Below are 19,592 nucleotides of genomic sequence, written 5' to 3' on the forward strand. Positions count from 1 at the left end.
TTCTGACCTCCCCAACCACTGGATCAGCACTGAATCTGCACCAGCCCTCTACACAGATACCGGGGCAAAAGGCCATGGTATTCATTGACAGCCGCCTGCCTGATTTCCAGCAGATCGTGGACGCAGTAAAACCTGGTATCACAGTAGTGGTGCTGGATAAAGACCTGGATGGCGTGCAGCAGGTTGCCGATGCACTCAAAAATTGCAGCAACCTGGATTCCATTTCCATCATCTCCCATGGTGATAATGGCGTAATGCTTCTGGGTAGCGCAGTCTTGCATGATGGTGATATGGCATCCTATCAAAGCCAGTTGCAAGCCATAGGCGCATCCCTGAAGCCCGGTGGCGATCTGATGTTATATGGCTGCAACATAGGCGCTGGCCCGGCAGGATCAAGGTTTATCAACGACCTGGCAAGTATGACAGGAGCAGATGTCGCGGCATCTACCAATGACACAGGCGCGGCAATACAAAACGGTGACTGGCAGCTGGAAATTTCGACTGGCAAAATCGAAACCAAGAGTGCACTTGACATCCAGAAATTGACGGACTGGAACCATCTCGCAGCTACGCTTTCAGCTTCTGATCTGGCCAGCCTGCAAGCAGCCATGGCAACGGCAAATTCCAATGGCAGAGACGACACCCTGACATTGACGGGTGACATTCTTTTCACTGCCAGCAACAACACCATCAGCATCGCGGCTGATTCCGGCCATTCACTGACCATCATAGGAAGCAAAAACAATGCAGGTGGCGTGGTCACCATCAGCGGCGGAAATTTAACTCGCGTCATTGATGTGGCAGCCGGAGCGACAGCAAGCCTGGAAAACCTGGTCATTACCAATGGACTGGCTGCTGGAAATGGTGGGGACAACACAGGTAATCTGGATGGGCCTGGCAGAGCTGGTCTTGATGGTGCTGGCGGCGGGATACGCAATGCTGGTACTTTAACCATCAGCAACAGTACGATCACTGCCAACAAAGCGTCAGGCGGTGGTGGCACAGGTGGCGGTTACCCCAAAGGTGGCGGCGGCGGTGGCGGAGGTGGCTACGGCGCTGGCTTGGGTGGCATTGGCGGAATGGACCGGATTGGCGAAGCACCCACAGCACCAAGTGCTGGTCATGGTGGTAACGGCTCTGGCACGTCTGGCGGGCAACGTGGCGGTTACGGCGGCAGTACCACGGGCGGTGCGGGCGGCGGCGCGCACGTACAGTTTCTCGGTTCATCCTATACATTGGGAGGTGCGGGAGCATCGGCCAGCAACGGCGCGATCTCTATTGGTGGTGGCGGTGGCGGAAGTGGCGGCATTTATGTTGGAGGTACCGGCGGCAATGCGGTTGGCGGTATCTTTAACAGCGGGACATTAAGGATAACAAGTAGCGTCATCACCAATAACCTTGCTGCCGGAGGTGGTGGCGGTGGCGGCGCAGCTTCCAACTATACAAATCACGGCAACGGTGGTGCTGGCGGAAACGGCATAGGTGGTATCTGGTCAACCGGCACCCTATTGATGGATACAGCATCAGTCGCCAGTTTAGGTACTGGAAACAAAGGTGCTGGAGGTTTTGGCGGCACCGCTTCTGGAACTGGCAATATTGCAGGCACCAACGGCAACAGCATTGATGCCAGTTTGGGCACGATTACCGCCTATAGTACCCCCGCGACCGTGAATATAGCTTTGTCCAAACCCACCTTGAAGGCTGGCGATACGCAAGATGTGACATTTACATTCTCCGAAGCCGTCTCTGACTTTGGAACGGCCGATATCTATATTGCCAACGGCATACTGTCAGGCTTGCAAACCGCCAACAACATCACTTTCACAGCGACTTTTACACCGAATACCAATTTTGAAAGCGCCAGCAATGTCATTTCAGTTAATTTGCCTGGTACCTATAATTCGACTCATACACCGGGTGTAGGCATTACCAGCAGCAGCAACTTCGTTGTCGACACCAAGGCGCCAACGCTTATCATCAGCAGCAACGTCAGCGCACTCAAAGCCGGCGAAACGGCGACGATTAGCTTCGCCTTCAGCGAAGTTCCAACTGGTTTTACTGCGGTTGACATTTCGGTTACAGGCGGTAGCTTAGGTAGTCTTAATGGTTCAGGTACGACACGTACTGCGACATTCACACCAGATCCGGCAACCAATGCCGGCTCAGCCAGTATCACCGTTGCGTCTGGCAGCTACACCGATGCGGCAGGCAACAGCGGTGGTGCTGGCAACAGCCCTGCACTGACTTTTGACACGGGAACACCTGCTGTCAGCACGGTCAGTGTCCCAGCAAATGCCACCTATGCGACAACACAAAATCTGAATTTCACCGTCAACTTTAATGAAGCAGTGATAGTAACTGGCACGCCCAGCCTTCCAGTTATGTTGGACACTGGTGGCAACGTTGCAGCTACTTATATCAGTGGCAGCGGCAGCAGCTCACTTCTATTTGGCTATACCATCGTTGATGGCAATCAGGACAGCAACGGTATTTCTGTCGGCGGCAGCGTCACCCTCAATGGCGGTACCATCAAAGATGGTGCAGGCAATAATGCCGCTCTTAACTTGAACGGAGTAGCCAGCACAGCCGCAGTCAATGTTGATGGCATTGCCCCTGCTGTCAGTACTGTCACGGTTCCCGCCAACGCCACTTATGTGCCAGGACAAGGCCTGAATTTTACGGTTAATTTCAATGAAGTCGTCAACGTTACAGGAACACCAACTATTCCAGTAACGCTCGATACCGGTGGTACCGTAGCAGCTACTTATGTGAGCGGAAGTGGCACTTCCGCACTTCTATTCCGTTATACGGTTGTCAGCGGCAACCTCGATACCAATGGCATCAGTCTGGGCAGCAGTATTACTTTGAACAGTGGCAGCATCAAAGACACAGTAGGAAATAATGCTGCTCTCAATCTGAATAGTGTTGGCAGTACGAATGCTGTCATGGTGGATGGCGTTGCGCCCACCATCACCAGCATCAACCGTGCGTCAGCCAGCCCCAGCAACAGCAGCTTTGTAGATTTCCAGGTCACTTTCTCGGAGAGCGTGGCAAATGGTGGATTGGATATTTCCGATTTTGCGCTGGTGACGACCGGCGCAGCCAGCGGAAACATTGCCTCACTATCAGGCCCCGTTGGCAACGTCTGGACCGTTCGGGTTAACACTATCAGTGGTGACGGCACCTTAGGACTGAATTTCAAGAACAGCGGCACTGGTGTCACCGACGTGGCCGGCAATGCCATCGTTGGCGGGCATACTGGCGACGAGCTATATACACTGGATAACAGTGGCCCTGCGGTAATGAATGTCAGCTCAAGCACAGCCAATGCCACCTATGCTGCGGGCACAGTCATACCGGTCACCATCACCTTCAATGAAACTGTCAATGTCACCGGAACACCACAACTGACACTGGAAACTGGCACCATAGATCGGGTAATTAATTATGTCAGCGGTTCGGGCACTAACACGATCACCTTTAATTACACCGTACAGGTAGGTGATGTCAGCGCAGATCTCGATTACCAGAGCAGTACTGCTTTGCGCTTGAATGGCGGTACTATCAAGGATTCGCTGGGCAATAATGCCACATTAACGCTGGCTGCGCCCGGTGCTGCCAGCTCGCTGGGCAGCAACAAAGCCATCGTCATCTATACTAATTCCCCTCCCGCCATAGGCGGTGCCCTCGCTGGCCAGACCGTCACAGAAACCACCACGGTTTCTCCCTTCACCGGCGTCACCATCAACGATCCTGATGTCGGTGCTTCCGAAACCATCATCATCAGTCTGGACCTGGCAGCCAAAGGAGCCTTTACTGCCGCCTCCCTGGCAGCGACTGGCTTCTCGACTGCCGATGGCGGCCTGACCTATACCCATGCCGCAGGAACACCGGCAGCCGTGCAGGCGGCCATCCGTGGCCTGGTGTTCCAGCCGGCGGCGGGCCGTGTGCCTGTGGGCAACACAGAAACCACGACCTTTACCATCAGCGCCAATGATGGGATTGCTTCTGCGGTATTGAACAATACGACGACAGTGATTGCGACCGGTATCAATGCGGCGCCGACCAATATCAGTCTCTCGAATGCGGCCATCCAGCAAGGCTCTACCGCCAACACCAGCGTCGGCACACTTCTTGTGACCGACCCCAATCCGGGGGATACCGCCAGCTTTACACTGGTGACAGGTAATGGGGCGAATGACAGGGATAATGCCAAATTCGTAATCTCGGGTAACAGTCTGGTGGCCAAGAACCCACTGAGTATGACGCCCGGCAATTACACTATCTTCGTTCGCGCGACAGATGGCAGCGGCGCTGCCTATGAAAAAAGCCTGGTCATTGCTGTCGGCGACAATGTTGCCCCCGTTGCGACAGGCATCACCCGTCTCCAGCCAGAAAACAACAATCTGACCAGCGTCGATTACAAAGTCAGCTTCAGCGAAGCAGTGACGGGCGTCAATGCGGCAGCCTTTACCCTGGCAACGACAGGCACAGTCGCGGGGACGATCAGCAATGTGACACAGCTGGACTCTTCTACCTATATTGTCAGGATCACGGGACTGACCGGTGACGGCACCCTGGGCCTGAATCTCAGGAATGCTGGTACCGGCATCGTTGATACCACCAGCCTGGCTCTGAGTGGCGGCTTTACTGAACAGTTGTATCAGGTCGATCACACAGCGCCGACCACCAACATCAGTTCCGTTCGTTTATCCAATGATGATGGGATCAGCGGTACTGACTTCGTGACGACAGCGCCTCAACAAACCATCAGTGGCAGTCTCAGCAATGGTCTGGTAGCAGGTGAAACAGTCCAGGTCTCTATCGATAATGGCGCCAACTGGCTCAATGCCACATCAGTGGCGGGAAGCACCAGCTGGTCATTACAGAACCAGACACTGGGCGGCAACAATACCTTGAAGGTCCGGGTCACTGACCTGGCAGGTAATGGCGGAGCTGTACTGCAACAGGCTTATTCCATCCTCACCTATGACAACAGTATGGGTACCAATCCTTCCGACAACACCATCCCAGCGACCGGTCCGGATGCCGATGGTGACGGCATCCTGCAAACCATAGAAGCAGGAGTACCAAACTGGATAGGTAGTGGCAAGGGCGACGGCAACGGCGATGGCAAAGCCGATCAGGCTCAGAAAGAAGTCGGCTCTTTGCCCTGGAATAATGGTGGTCTGGTCAATACCCACTATGCGACCCTGAGTAGCAATCAGGCTTTGGCGCTGTCTAACATCACGACTACGGCCAGCCCGGCTGATCTGTCCAAGGACTTGCAACTGCAATATGGCTTGATCAATGGCCAGATCAGCGGCGTGGGTGCCGGCAAGGATGTCAGTCTGTCTCTCTATACCGACAAGCTGGGGACGGTGAATGGATACTGGGTACAGGACAGGGCCGGTAACTGGACGAATATTGCCAGCGCGATCACTGAGGTGAATGGCAAACTGAAGGTGGATTTCAAGATTACCGATGGCGGCATGTTTGACGCCGACGGCAAGGCCGATGGCAAAATCAGCTTTAGTGGCGGCCTGGGTGTCAAAACCAGTTCACTGCCAGGCGACAAGGATGGTGACGGCATCCCCGATGCCATAGAAGTGAAGGTCGGCACCAACCAGAACCAGAAAGACAATGATGTGCTGCACAGGGCTGACCTATTTGTCATGCAGCTCTACCGGGATGTGCTGTTCCGTGAGGGAGATACTGCCGGTATCACTTACTGGCAGCAGCAAATCGACAGCGGGCATCTGAACCGTACCCAGGTGGCAGCGTCGATGCTGGCTTCGACCGAGTTCCAGAACAATGTCGGCAGCCTGACCCGCCTGTACTTTGGCGCCTTTGACCGCTTGCCTGACCGGGATGGCCTGGCTTACTGGATAGGGCAGGAGAAAGCCGGGGCCAGCCTCAGCGGCATCAGCGGCGCCTTTGTGGCCAGTGCCGAGTTCCAGAATGCCTATGGCAATCTGAACAATACTACTTTTGTAGACAGGGTGTACCATAATGTCCTGCACCGCACTGCTGATGCGGCAGGCCAGGCTTACTGGCTGGGGCAGTTGAACAATGGCCTCTCGCGTGGTGACATGCTGGCGGGCTTTACCGAGTCAGCGGAGTTCAAGGTGAATTCACAATCCAAAGTGTCTTTGACGCTGGATTACATCGGTCTGTTGGGTCATGCGCCGGATCAGGCGACCTTTGATACTTTACTCAGCCAATCGGGTACGGATGTGGTCACGCTGATCGGGCAGTTTATTAATTCGCCTGAGTATCTGGCGAGGTTTATAGGCTGATTTGAGCAACATTTATAGCAAATAAGGTCATGACATCCTTTAAATTGAATATTGACCTTTCCTCCGAAGACCTGCATTTACTTTCACAAGTCAATTACAAAATTATCGTAGCCAAGACTTTTTCCGGAGGCCAGCCAAATGTCGCATGGCAGGTATTTCGGCCAGCGCTCAGAAACACAATCAGTTGGGAAGAAGAGTACGGTATTTATGCATCTTCAACATTATTGCAAAATGGTGCGAAGCTGAGAAAAATATCGGAAACAGAAATTCCAGCCATAGCAGGTAAGCTCTATTCATTGCAGGAAAATGGGATCATTGAGAATTCCACAGGGGATGGCAATGCCCAAGTATTTACTTTGCTAAATCATTACCCCACACCGCCGGGAAGTATGGTCACGGGTCTATATCAAAATGCGCAAGTGAACGGGATTGAAATAGCTGGCAATGCTGTATCTGCAATGCCAGTACATTTCAAGAATAGTATTGAGATGCAACCCTGCCCTACTGTGCATCTCTGGATTTCCAGTTGGCCAGAAAGTAGCTGCCTGACACAGCCCGGAACGTCAACCGTGACCCAACTGTCATTTGAAGATAATATAAACGAAATCACATGCTATTTCGACATAAGGACCAGTAAGTTCCTTCTCCCTCGACGATGGAACTAAACAATAGCAAAGTCAACACGAAATCGCCATCTCATCACTATCAATAGCACAAAGTCAGCAACGTCTGTCTACGATGCCAGTTGTCAGAAAACGGCTTGCGGTCTCCGGCATTTTCCACCACCCACTTTATCCAGTTGCCGCCATTAGGAGGGAGGTCCTGGCTAAGTCGGCATCAGACATGGGCATTTAATTACGATTTCCAGATTTCGGCAATCAAAAATCACCGCCCTTCTTACGAATCTCTTACGGCAGTTTGATAGCATCGAGCAATTTTTTCATAGCCATTATTGCATGATGTTTTGAGCAACTTCTTAGCTTTCAAGATTCCTCCATCTTGCCCGCGAGCTCGACATGCGTACACCTTTTCTTTAAGTCAGAAGTCTACACAATGAATCTGCTCAATCAAACTGCCGCAACCGATATTCAGTCTGTCCACGAAGACGCACTTGCTAACTCAACCGTTGCGCATTTGATGGCTACCTTGTCCACGCCCGCCCCCTCCCTCTCCTTGGGTACTGCGGCAAATCCAAGCGCGGGCCAGCAGATTCTGATCATTGATGGTCGGGTACCAGATCAGGCCACGCTGATCAATGCAGCCAAAGAAGGGGTTAAAGTCATCGTTCTGGATACAGAGCATGATGGCGTGCAACAAATTGCCGATGCATTAAAGGATGTCCACAATGCTTCGTCTATCAGCATCATTTCGCATGGTGATGATGGTGTTCTCTTGCTAGGTAACTCACCTCTGCATAACGGTAATGTCGCCAACTATACTGAACAGTTAAAAGCCATCAGTGCATCTTTACAGACCGGTGGAGAAATCAGGCTGTATGGCTGCGATATTGGCAAAGACAGTGTTGGTCAGGATTTTATTCAAAGCATTGCCCAGGTAACCGGCGCCACGGTAGAAGCCTCAACCGATGCAACAGGAACAGCAAGCCGGGGGGCAACTGGGACCTGGAAATATCGACTGGCACCCTGCATAAGGATAGTGCTCTGGATACCAGCAAGCTTGGCAACTACGATCATTTATTGGTGACGACCGCGGTCAACAGCATCAATAGCCTTAAGTCTGCTATCGCCACCGGTAACAGCGATGGTGTCGACGATATCATTACATTTACCGGCAATATCATCTTTAGCAACGCCTCTGATAGCGTCCCTATCAATGTTACCGATGGCCACACGATGACCATCGTCGGGGGTGGTAACACCCTCAACGGCAATAATATGGCAAGGGTGATGACTGTCGGTACAAACGGCGCAGGATCTGCCGTCGTTATTCAAAACCTGACGATTACCAATGGCTTTGTCACCGGCAATGGCGGTAACGCTGGTGCCAACGGACCAGACCTCAACGATGTAGGAAAGCCGGGCGATGATGCCAAGGGAGCTGGCATATGGAATTCTGGTGTTTTAACAATTTCAAACAGCACCATCACAAATAACAAGGCTTCAGCAGGCGGCGGTGCTGGCGGCCTGACATCTGGCAATGGTGGCGGTGGTGGCGGTGGCGGCGGATACGGAAGCAGCAACGGCGGTAATGGCGGTTCCAGTTTAGCGTATTCGCACCCGGGAGCGCCAGGCACCGCTGGCGCCGGTGGCAATGGAGGGCCGCTCTCGGGACAATACTTTTTGCTGGGCGGGAAAGGCGGCACGACCACAGGAGGGAATGGTTCGGGTGGGTTTGCAACTTACTCCAGAGGCGGTAACGGTGGCACTGCCAATGCAGGTGGAGGGCTGAGTATTGGCGGTGGCGGCGGTGGTGGCGGTGCCGATGCAAAAGGCGGTGCTGGCGGGAACGCGGTTGGTGGTATCTACAACATCGGAACATTGACCATTAGCGGAAGTAGCATCACCAACAACATTGGTGCCGGCGGCGGCGGCGGCGGCGGCAGTAAATCGGATATAGGCAAAGACGGTGGTGCTGGGGGCAATGGAGTCGGCGGCATATGGAACAATGGTGGTACGGTCACTCTGGATAGCGCGACCAATAATTCACTCGCAACTGGTAATCGTGCTGGTGCGGGCGCTGGGGGGTATGCTGATTCAGGTAGTTCCCCAGGGGCCGACGGGATTGCTTACGATCAGAAACTTGGCACTTTCACGATACTCAACAATCCCACTATCACCAACGTCACATCCAGCAAGCTGAACGGCAGCTATCCGGTCGGTACAGTCATACAGATACAGATCACTTTCAGTGAAACAGTCACCGTTACTGGCACTCCACAGTTGCTGCTTGAAACAGGCGTGACGGACCGCATGATTCATTACGTCAGTGGCTCAACAAGCAGCACGCTGACTTTCACTTATACAGTCCAGGCTGGTGATACCAATGCTGATCTCGACTACAACAGTACCACCGCACTATCGCTTAATGGTGGCACCATCAAATCAACGTCATCGGGCTCCGATGCGACGCTGACACTATTTAGTCCAGGTGCTGCCAATTCGCTGGGCGCGAACAAGAACATCGTCATTGACACGACGGCACCTGCCGCCCCAAGTGCACCAGACATGACGGCGGGCACCGACAACGGTGTCTCCAATACAGACAATCTCACTTCCAGCACAACACCTATGTTCACGGGTACAGCAGAGGCTGGCAGTATTGTGACGCTCTACGATACCGACGGCACAACTGCACTAGGTACCGCTACAGCAACTGGTGGTAGCTACTCAATTACCTCTTCAACATTAAGTGCAGGTGGACATACACTGACAGCCAAAGCAACCGATGCGGCTGGAAATGTGAGTGTCGTATCAACCGGACTGGCGGTCACCATCGACACAACTGCCCCCACAGTCAACTCTGTCAGTGTGCCAGCCAATGCCACTTACATCGTCGGACAAAATCTCGACTTTACGCTGAACTTGAGCGAAAACGTGACTGTCACCGGTTCGCCCAAACTTGACCTGACTCTCGACACTGGCGGTACCGTTGCGGCCACTTATCTGAGTGGATCTGGCAGCAATGCCCTGGTATTCCGCTACACCGTCGTCAATGGCAATCTCGATACCAATGGTGTCAGTCTGGGTGCCAATATCGCCCTGAACGGTGGCAGCTTAAAAGATACTGCAGGTAACGACGCAACACTGACGCTCAACAGCGTTGGCGCATTAAGCAATGTGCTGGTTGATGGCGTGGTACCTACCGTTTCGTCCATCAATCGCACGGGTGCAGCCATTACCAATGCCACCAGTGTCAGCTACACGGTGACTTTCTCAGAAAGCGTCACAGGCGTTGATAGCAGTGATTTTGTGGTGACCCCAACAGGCGGCGTTACTGGCAACATTGCCAGCGTCACCGGCAGTGGTAACGCTTATACAGTCACCGTCAATGGGATTACCGGTGATGGAACTTTGAGACTGGACCTTAAAAACGCAGGCACAGGTATTGCTGACGCAGCAAGCAATGCCATTGCCACTGGTTATACCACTGGCCAGGTGTATACCCTCGATACCACAGCACCGACTGTGAGCTCGGTGGCGGCACCAGCCAATGCGAGTTACATTGCAGGACAACATCTCGACTTTACCGTTAATCTCAGTGAAAACGTCACTGTTACCGGTTCACCAAAGATAGACCTCACACTTGATACCGGCGGCACTGTTGCGGCAACTTATCTGAGTGGATCTGGTACCAATGCCTTGGTATTCCGCTACACGGTTGTGAGCGGCAATCTTGATACCAATGGTGTAAGTTTAGGTGGCAATATCGTGTTGAATGGCGGCACATTAAAAGATGGTGCAGGCAACAATGCCACACTCACATTGAACAGCGTGGGTGCATTGACTGGCGTGCTCGTCGATGGAGTTGCCCCCACAGTCAACTCGGTCAGTGTACCTGCCAATGCTACTTACAGCGTCGGACAAAACCTCGACTTCACGCTGAACTTGAGCGAAAACGTGACTGTTGCCGGTTCGCCCAAACTTGACCTGACCCTTGATACCGGCGGCACCGTCGCGGCGACTTACCTGAGTGGATCTGGCACCAATGCCCTGGTATTCCGCTACACAGTCGCAGGTGGCAATCTCGATACCAATGGTGTCAGTCTGGGTGCGAATATCGTCCTGAACGGTGGCAGCTTAAAAGATACCGCAGGTAACGACGCGACGCTGACACTCAACAGCGTCGGCGCATTAACCAACGTACTGGTCGACGGCGTCGTTCCTACCATTTCCTCCATCAATTGCACAGGGGCGATCATTACTAATGCCACCAGTGTCGGCTATACAGTCACCTTCTCAGAAAGCGTCACAGGCGTCGATACCAATGACTTTGTGATGACCGCAACAGGCGGTGTGACGGGCACCATTGCCAGCGTCACCGGCAGTGGCACTACTTATACCGTCACCGTCAATGGTATTACCGGTGATGGTACGTTACGACTGGATCTTAAAAACGCAGGCACAGGTATTGCCGACGCAGCAAGCAATTCGATTGCCACTGGTTATACCGCTGGCCAGGAGTATACCCTCGATACCACAGCACCGGCAGCACCATCTACACCAGACATGACGGCAGGCACCGATACGGGGGTCTCCAATACAGATAACATCACCTCCAACACGACACCCGCCTTTACTGGCACTGCAGAAGCCAACAGCACCGTCAAACTGTACGATACAGATGGCGTCACTTTGCTTGGTACAAGCACAGCGAATGGTGCTGGCAACTGGACCTTAACCAGTTCTGCACTGGCGGTCGGTTCACACACCGTAAAAGCCACAGCTACCGATGCTGCTGGCAATATCAGCGCCTTGAGCACTGGCCTGACAATTACCATTGCAACACCGACCATTACCAGCGTCAGTTACGATGCCGCGACAGGCATCCTGACGGTGACAGGTACTGGCATGGTGACCAATGACACCATCGACGTCAGTAAATTGACACTGTCAGGCGAAACCAGTGGTTCTTACACGCTGACAGCTGCCACGCCCAATCCAACTGCCGCTAGTGCCACGTCTTTCATCGTCACGCTGGGTGCCGCCGACAAACTGGCTATCAACGGCCTATTGAACAACAATGGAACCAGCGCTGTCAGCGGCACCACATTCAATCTGACTGGTGCACTGAACTGGGATAGCACGGCTGGTGCAGCAGCAGACGCCACCAATGCCGTCACCGTATCGAACGTCGCCGCCCCAACGATCACCTCAGCCACCTACGACGTCAACACCCACGTCCTGACCGTCACCGGCACCGGCCTCGTCAGTACCCTCGGCGCCACCAATGACATCACTGTCACTGCCCTGACCATCAAAGGCGAAGGCGGTATCGTCCGGACTTTGTCGACCACCGGCAATGTCGAAGTCACCTCCGCCACCAGCTTTGCTGTGACACTGGCCGGTGCTGACCAGACTACCGTTGAAGGCCTGTTCAACAAGAATGGCACCACCTCCACCGGTGGCACCACCTACAACCTGGCCGCAGCCGATGACTGGGACAGCGTCATTACCGGTGGTGACATTGCCGTCACCACGGCCCCGATTACCGTCTCCAATGTCGCAGTGCCGACCATCACCTCCTCGGTCTACAACGCCAGCACCGGTGTACTGACCGTCACAGGTACCGGCCTGACCGGCCTGACAGGGGCGAACAACGACATCGTTGCCAACAAATTCAGCCTGCAAGGCGAAGGTGGTGCCAGCTATACCCTCACCACCACCAGCAATGTCGAGATCACCTCCGCCACTTCCTTCACAATGACCTTGAGTGCGGCGGACAGGCTGGGTGCCAATCTCATCATGAACAAGAATGGCACCAGCTCCACCAGTGTCAACACGTACAACCTGATCGCCAACGAAGACTGGAATGCCGGGGCTGATGCCGCTGTCGTCATTGCTGATCTGACCGGCAATGGCGTGACCGTTACCAATGTGGTGGCACCTACCGTTGCCTCGGCGACATACAACGTCGGCACGGGCGTGCTGGTCGTTACAGGCAATAACTTCCTGTCCTTGGCAGGAGCCAATAACGACATTACCGCCAACCGTATCCGTTTCCTGGGCCAGGGTGCCATTAACTACACCCTGACCACTTCCCCGAATATAGACATCACCTCCAACACCAGCTTCACCATGACCATGAGTGTCGCCGACAAGACGCAACTGGCACTGAGGCTCAACAAGGATGGCAACTCTTCCACCGACGGCACCACCTACAACATCGGCATGCTGGAAGACTGGAATACCGGTGCCGCTACTGCTGTCGTCATCGCTGATCTGTTTGGCAATTTCATTACCGTCACCGGTAACAATGTCGCTCCCGTCATCGGCGGTGTCGTCGCTGGCCAGACCGTGACTGAAACCACCACGGTTTCTCCTTTTACCGGTGTCACCATCACCGATCCTGATGTCGGTGCTTCCGAAACCATCATCATCAGCCTCGATACCGCGGCCAAAGGCGCCTTTACTGCCGCTTCACTGGCAACCACAGGTTTCTCAACCGCCGATGGTGGTCTGACCTATACCCATGCAGCCGGTACCCCGGCTGCCGTTGAGGCAGCTATCCGTGGCCTGGTATTCCAGCCAGCGGCGGGCCGTGTCCCTGTGGGCGGCACAGAAACCACGACCTTCACCATCAGTGCCAATGATGGTATTGCTTCTGCGGTACTCAATAACACCACCACCGTGATTGCGACGGGTGTCAATGCGGCGCCGACCAATATCACGCTGTCAAATGCTGCTGTCCAGCAGGGTTCTGCTGACAATACCAGTGTTGGTACTTTGACAGCGATTGACCCGAATCCGGGTGATACCGCCAGTTTTACCCTGGTGAGTGGTAATGGGACGAATGACAAGGACAACAGTAAATTCACCATCTCGGGCAATACCCTGGTGGCGAAGAACCCTGTGGGCATGACACCGGGCAATTACAGTATCTTTGTGAGAGCCACGGATGCCATGGGTTCTGCCTATGAAAAGAACTTCATCATCGCCGTTGGTGACAATGTCGCCCCAACCGCGACCGGTATTACCCGCATCCAACCTGAAAACACCAGCCTGGGCACGATAGACTACAAGGTCACGTTCAGTGAAGCGGTGACGGGCGTGAATGCGGCAGCCTTTGCGCTGGCGACGACGGGGACAGTGGCAGGAACCATCAGCAATGTGACCCAGCTTGATCCTTCTACCTACAGCGTCAGGATCACGGGATTGACTGGTGATGGGACACTGGGCCTGAATCTGAAGAATGCCGGTACTGGCATTGTGGATACGTCCAGCCTGGCTCTGAATGGTGGCTTTACCGGGCAGTTGTATCAGGTCGATCATACGGCGCCGACGACCACCATTGCGAACCTGAAGTTCTCTAATGATGACGGCATCAGCGGCACCGACTTCGTGACGACAGCGACTCAACAGACCATCAGCGGTACACTCAGTGCCAGTTTGCTCGCCGGTGAAACCGTCCAGGTCTCGCTCGACAATGGCACGAACTGGATCAATGCGACAGCAACAGTAGGTAGTAATAGCTGGGCCCTGCAAAACCAGACTGTCAGTGGTAATAACACCCTGAAGGTCAGGGTAAGTGATCTGGCAGGTAATAGCGGAGCGGTACTGCAACAGGCTTATTCCATCCTTGCCTATGACAACAATACCGGGACCAATCCTTCTGACAATACCATTCCTGTCATTGATCCGGATGCCGATAGTGACGGCATCCTGCAAACCATAGAAGCAGAAGTGCCCAACTGGATCGGTAGTGGCAAGGGGGATGGTAACGGCGATGGCAAAGCTGATCAGGCGCAGAAAGAAGTCGGTTCCTTGCTATGGAATAATGGTGGCCTGGTCAATACGCACTACGCGACTTTGAGTATTGATTCTTCACTGGCCTTGTCTCATACGACGACATCAGCCAGCCCGCTCAATTTACCCAGTGACCTGCAATTACAGTATGGCTTGATCAACAGCCAAATTAATGGCGTGGGTACAGGTAAAGAAATCAATTTGTCGGTTTATACCGATAAGCTGGGTTCAGTAAATGGTTACTGGGTACAGGACAAGGCGGGTAACTGGACAAATATTGCCAGCGCGATCACTGAGGTGAATGGCAAACTGAAGGTGGACTTCAAGATCACCGATGGTGGCATATTTGATGCGGACGGCAAGGTGGATGGCAAGATCAGTTTCAGCGGTGGTCTGGGATACAGGAACAGTTCCCTGCCCGGCGACAAGGATGGTGATGGCATCCCGGATGCGATAGAAGCCAGAGTCGGTACCAAGCTTGATGTCAAGGACAATGATGTCTTGCACCGCTCTGACCTGTTTGCCATGCAGCTTTATCGTGACGTGCTGTTCCGTGAGGCAGATGCCGCAGGTGTGCAGTACTGGCAGCAGCAAATCGACAGTGGCAAGATGAGCCGGGCGCAGGTGGCGGCGTCGTTCATGGAGTCAGCTGAATTCCAGAGCGGCATAGGCGGCATCACGCGTCTGTACTTTGGGGCCTTTGACCGCTTGCCTGACCGTGAAGGTCTGGCTTACTGGATGCAGGCGCAAAAGGATGGCATGAATCTCTCCAAGGTCAGCGCTTCGTTTGTGTCGAGTGCTGAGTTCCAGAAGACTTATGGGGCGCTGGACAATACGGCCTTTGTGGACCGGGTCTATCAGAATGTCTTGCACCGTAGTTCAGATGCCGCAGGCAAGGCCTATTGGCTGGGGCAACTGGGCAATGGCCTCTCCAGGGGCGATATGCTGGCGGGCTTTACGGAATCGTCGGAGTTCAAGGCGAATTCGCAGTCCAAAGTGTCTTTGACGCTGGATTACATCGGTTTGCTGGGGCATGCGCCGGATCAGGCAACGTTTGACGCGCTGCTGGCGCAGTCGGGTACGGATGTGGTCACGCTGATCGGGCAGTTTATTAATTCGCCTGAGTATCTGGCGAGGTTTATGCCGGTTTGAGTTGTTGATGGGCTACTGCGGCAAAGCATGCTTTTGCTGCAGTAGCTGGCAATCTGCCATTGCCTGCCTGATTGCATCTAACAATCCCACAGCTCCTTGTGCTGTTGCCATTTGCAAGGCCTGCTCGAGTGTTTCACTGGCGAGACCGATATCACCCTCTTGCATGTGACACAAACTGCTCAAACGCAGCAAGTCTGCATGACAGTAATAGTCCTCGTATTTGTCAATTTCGCCAAGCGTCTTTATCAGCAAAGACTTTGCCTCGTCCCAGCATTGCAGTTTGATTAGGGTGCTGGCCAAAACCCAACTGGCCGTGGTTGTGCCAGCCCGGTAGGCGCTGTGCAAATTTTCTGCTGCCTCAAGTGCGGGCATGATGTCTTTGAGCTTGTTGCCATTGGCCTGGGCAGATAGATAAAACAGACTATTCATGCTTTGCCATAATGGAAATCCAAATTGTGTACCCAGTTGCACACCCTCTCCTGCGAGCTTGGCGGCTTCATCCCTTTGGCCTGCAGTCCAGCACATCGCCGTATTGAAGGTCAGCATAAAGCACAAAGCATGGCTTTTTTTGCGCTCCCTGGCCAGCAAAGTGCTTTCTATTGCCAATTCATGGGCATAGGCATCCCCCAAAAACCATAGGTTCCAGCACAGGAAGGCGCGTATCAGTATCTCAAGATCTTCGCCCCAGTAACGCTGGCGCTCTTCCAGACTAAGTGTCTTGGCGATGGACAAGCCCTCTTGTTGATAGCGCAGTGCCTCTACAAACAGGCCGCGCCAGAACAATGAATTGCCAAGCGCAAAGCAGGCCATCAGGCGCTTGGCAGGCGTATTTGCCAGCTCCTCCAGGCGTCGCGCTATACCCAGGCCATCGCTCTTGCCTTGTGAACTTCCCCCCATGTACAAACCACTCAAGGCACAGAACAAAGACTCTGTTTCTTCATGATCTGGTGCTGGTAAGTCATTCAAACTATCACAGACAGCTCGGAACTGCTGATGCCCCAACTGGGATCCATACCCCTGGCACAAGAGGGCGGCATTACCCATGGATAAACGCAGGGAAATTTGCAAATGCGCCAGCCCGGACTGTGGCTGCAAGGCGATATCCAGTGCCTTGCCAAAATCATGCAAGGCATCCATGGCGAATTCACTCGCCAATGCTTTCTGGCCGCTGATCGTCCACATGGAGGCTGCCTGTTGCAAATCATGTGCCTCTTCAAAATGCCGGGCAATTTCTGCACTCGCTATGCCAGGCTCATTGAGCAAATGCTCTGCGACACGCAGGTGTGCTGTCCGCCTCTGTTTTTCAGGAAAACTCTGGTACGCCGCGTCAGCAATCAAGGCATGTTGAAAGCGATAGTGCCCATGCTGCGCGCCTGCTTGTATCAGGCGATAGCTAATGGCCAGTTGCAGTGGACCAGCTACATCTTCGTCTGGCAACAAGCCACTGAGTATACGCGCATTAAAGTTGTTACCAATGACGGCTGCCATTTGCAAAATATTCTTGTATGGCCCGAGCTTATCCAACTCGCTCTGCAACAATTCCTTAACCGGTATCAGATGATGCTGTCCGTCTTCTGTACGGCTGCGGGTAAGCCTTTCAATAAACAGGGGAACACCACCACAATCATGCGCTATGCGCGTTTGCTCCTGTTCTGACAAAATATGGCGGTGGTCACAGGCAGCGACCATTTGCTCCGCAGCAGCAAAAGCAAGCGGGCTCAGTTCAATGATAACGGGCGAGGCACCCGCATGTTCCAGCGGAGCGTCTGGTCTTGTTGTTACCAATAGCAATAGCCGTTGTTGTTCCAGGCTGCCCGCATAACGGGCCAGAAATTCGCGGGTAGCGAAATCTGACCAGTGAAAATCATCAATCAATACTAGGCAAGTCTTTTGTCTGGACAATTGGTCGAACAAAGTGCCCAGCGCTGCAAATATCTGGTTCTTGCTATCCGCCTCCACTTGCATGCTCTGGTCAAACAGAGAAATAAGTGCATGGAGCATCGCTTCTTCTGGCTCATAAGCCGGTACCAGTTCCCGCAAACACGCCCTTATTCTGCGCGGATATTCATCCGCTTTCAAAGGCGATAAGGCAAACAATTCAGCCAGCGCTTGTCGCAAGGCTGCCAAGGATTGATGCTGGTATTCAAGCGTGCAATAAATACGAATGACAAGGTTTTCTGCAGTATCGAGCTGGCGGCTCACTTCGGTAGCCAGCCTGGTCTTGCCCATGCCAGCATTGCCGCACAATATCAGCCATTGTGGTTGCGCCTGCTTTGCCAACTGCCAGTGGCGCCATACAGCCTGTAACTCTTCACCGCGCCCAACCAGAGGAAATTCCTGTTGCCCTCCGGTACTCATGAGTTGCCTTGCTAGTCTGTACTTGATTACGTCATTTGCATAGCCGTCATGTGCCAACAATTCCATGGCATCGTTTGTCAGCTTACTACTGATTTGCTCTGCGACCATCCGGTCAAACACAATTTCACCCACCGCAGCAGACCAGCACATCTCTTGCACTTTTCTTGGCAAGGCTCCAAGAAAGCGCATTTCATCAACAGTACACTGGACATTGCCAGCGCAAATTCCAATGCGCAGATGCTGCCGCGCTCCATCTGCAAGCATGATTTCTTGCGCAGCGTAAATACTCCTGAGGGCAGCTTGCTCGGGCTCAGTGTGCATACCAAAACTCGCATGAAAACCCTGACCAAATACTTGCTTGCAAGTCCCGCCCCACAGGCTGATTTTATCTTGCGCTGCGCAAAGTATTTGCTCCATACGCAAAACCGCGTCTGCCTCATCAGCTCCCGGGAGCGGCGAAAGATCAAATTCCACATAGGCAATCGTGAGCCAGCGAATTTCGGTAATAGCCCGTATGATGGTCGAAACCTGTTTTTCTCCTTTAACTTTCTGATCAACGACAGTTGACATGGGATCCTGTTGCAATAATCTCCTGGTCGATGCAGACGCGTGCGTACCAAAGGCAGCAAGTAAATTCTGCTCCAGCGTAGTCAACACAAAATTGGCACGCTTGAAATCACCACAGGACAACAACAGGCGTATCAGCTTTGCAGCAGTATTTTCGTTCAAGCTGTCCTGCTCCCATAGCTGATTGGCTATTGCAACAGCAGAGGCGATACGTCCGGTCTTTTCTTGCTCCCGGCAAAGTCTTGCAGCGAGGTCACGCCAGCGTTCCCGCAATTGCTTGCGCACCTGGTGTATCCAGGCTTGCAGATCAGTACCAACATTGAGTTCCATGCGTTCAAGGAAATCATGATTGAGTTGGCTTAGCCGTGGTTCAAAGCTATCTGCCAGCCACGAGCAAAACAGATTTCCCGGGTCATCTGCCTGCCATTCATTAAGCAAGCTAGCAATATCCACATGTACTCGCGAATCTGAAAAATAAGCAATACTGTCGCGCCTGCTTTGTATGACCTCCGCCCCCATGGGCGTATTGATGGCCTTGCTGAGGTTGTTGAGTACCTGGCGCAGGTTCGTCAGCGCGGAGGCAGCGGGCAAGTCAGGCCACAGCAGTTCTGCCAAATGCTCCCTGGCTATCCAGCGGCCACTCGCTGTTGCCAGATAGGCCAACAGATAAATGGCTTTTCGATATTTAAGCTTGCCAGCGATGTCCTGACCGTCAAGCTTTAACTGAAAACTACCTAGCAAGGAAATATCAAGCTGAGAGACAGATGGATCTGGCGATGCTGAGGTGTGCATA

Annotated in this window: 5 protein-coding genes; 4 read left to right on the forward strand and 1 reads right to left on the reverse strand. The window is 53.3% G+C overall.

Translation table 11 applies throughout. The features are described from left to right. Nucleotides 1-74 precede the first annotated feature (74 nt). The 4 genes from UNDKW_RS16220 to UNDKW_RS16235 all read left to right on the forward strand — a co-directional run bounded on the left by UNDKW_RS16220 (nt 75) and on the right by UNDKW_RS16235 (nt 15,874). Nucleotides 75-6,299: a DUF4347 domain-containing protein gene (locus UNDKW_RS16220; RefSeq protein WP_162059512.1), complete on the forward strand. Its 6,225-nt coding sequence runs from the start codon at nt 75-77 to the stop codon at nt 6,297-6,299. 29 nt (nt 6,300-6,328) lie between these two features. Then, the gene (locus UNDKW_RS16225; RefSeq protein ID WP_162059513.1) at nt 6,329-6,964 is read left to right on the forward strand and encodes a hypothetical protein; all 636 of its coding nucleotides are present in this window, start codon (nt 6,329-6,331) and stop codon (nt 6,962-6,964) included. Between the two features lie 388 nt (nt 6,965-7,352). Further along, the gene (locus UNDKW_RS16230) at nt 7,353-8,003 is read left to right on the forward strand and encodes a DUF4347 domain-containing protein (RefSeq protein ID WP_162059514.1); all 651 of its coding nucleotides are present in this window, start codon (nt 7,353-7,355) and stop codon (nt 8,001-8,003) included. Further along, complete coding sequence (locus tag UNDKW_RS16235; protein WP_162059515.1) at nt 8,000-15,874, forward strand: Ig-like domain-containing protein; 7,875 nt, start codon at nt 8,000-8,002, stop codon at nt 15,872-15,874. Before UNDKW_RS16230 ends, UNDKW_RS16235 begins: the two co-directional genes overlap by 4 nt. A gap of 12 nt (nt 15,875-15,886) precedes the next feature. On the opposite strand, the gene UNDKW_RS16240 is transcribed toward UNDKW_RS16235, so the two are convergent. Continuing rightward, entirely contained in the window at nt 15,887-19,591 is a 3,705-nt protein-coding gene (locus UNDKW_RS16240; protein ID WP_162059516.1) for an AAA family ATPase, read from the reverse strand. Between the last annotated feature and the right edge of the window lies 1 nt (nt 19,592).

The sequence above is a fragment of the Undibacterium sp. KW1 genome (assembly GCF_009937955.1).
In the GTDB taxonomy this organism is placed as follows: Bacteria; Pseudomonadota; Gammaproteobacteria; order Burkholderiales; family Burkholderiaceae_D; genus Undibacterium.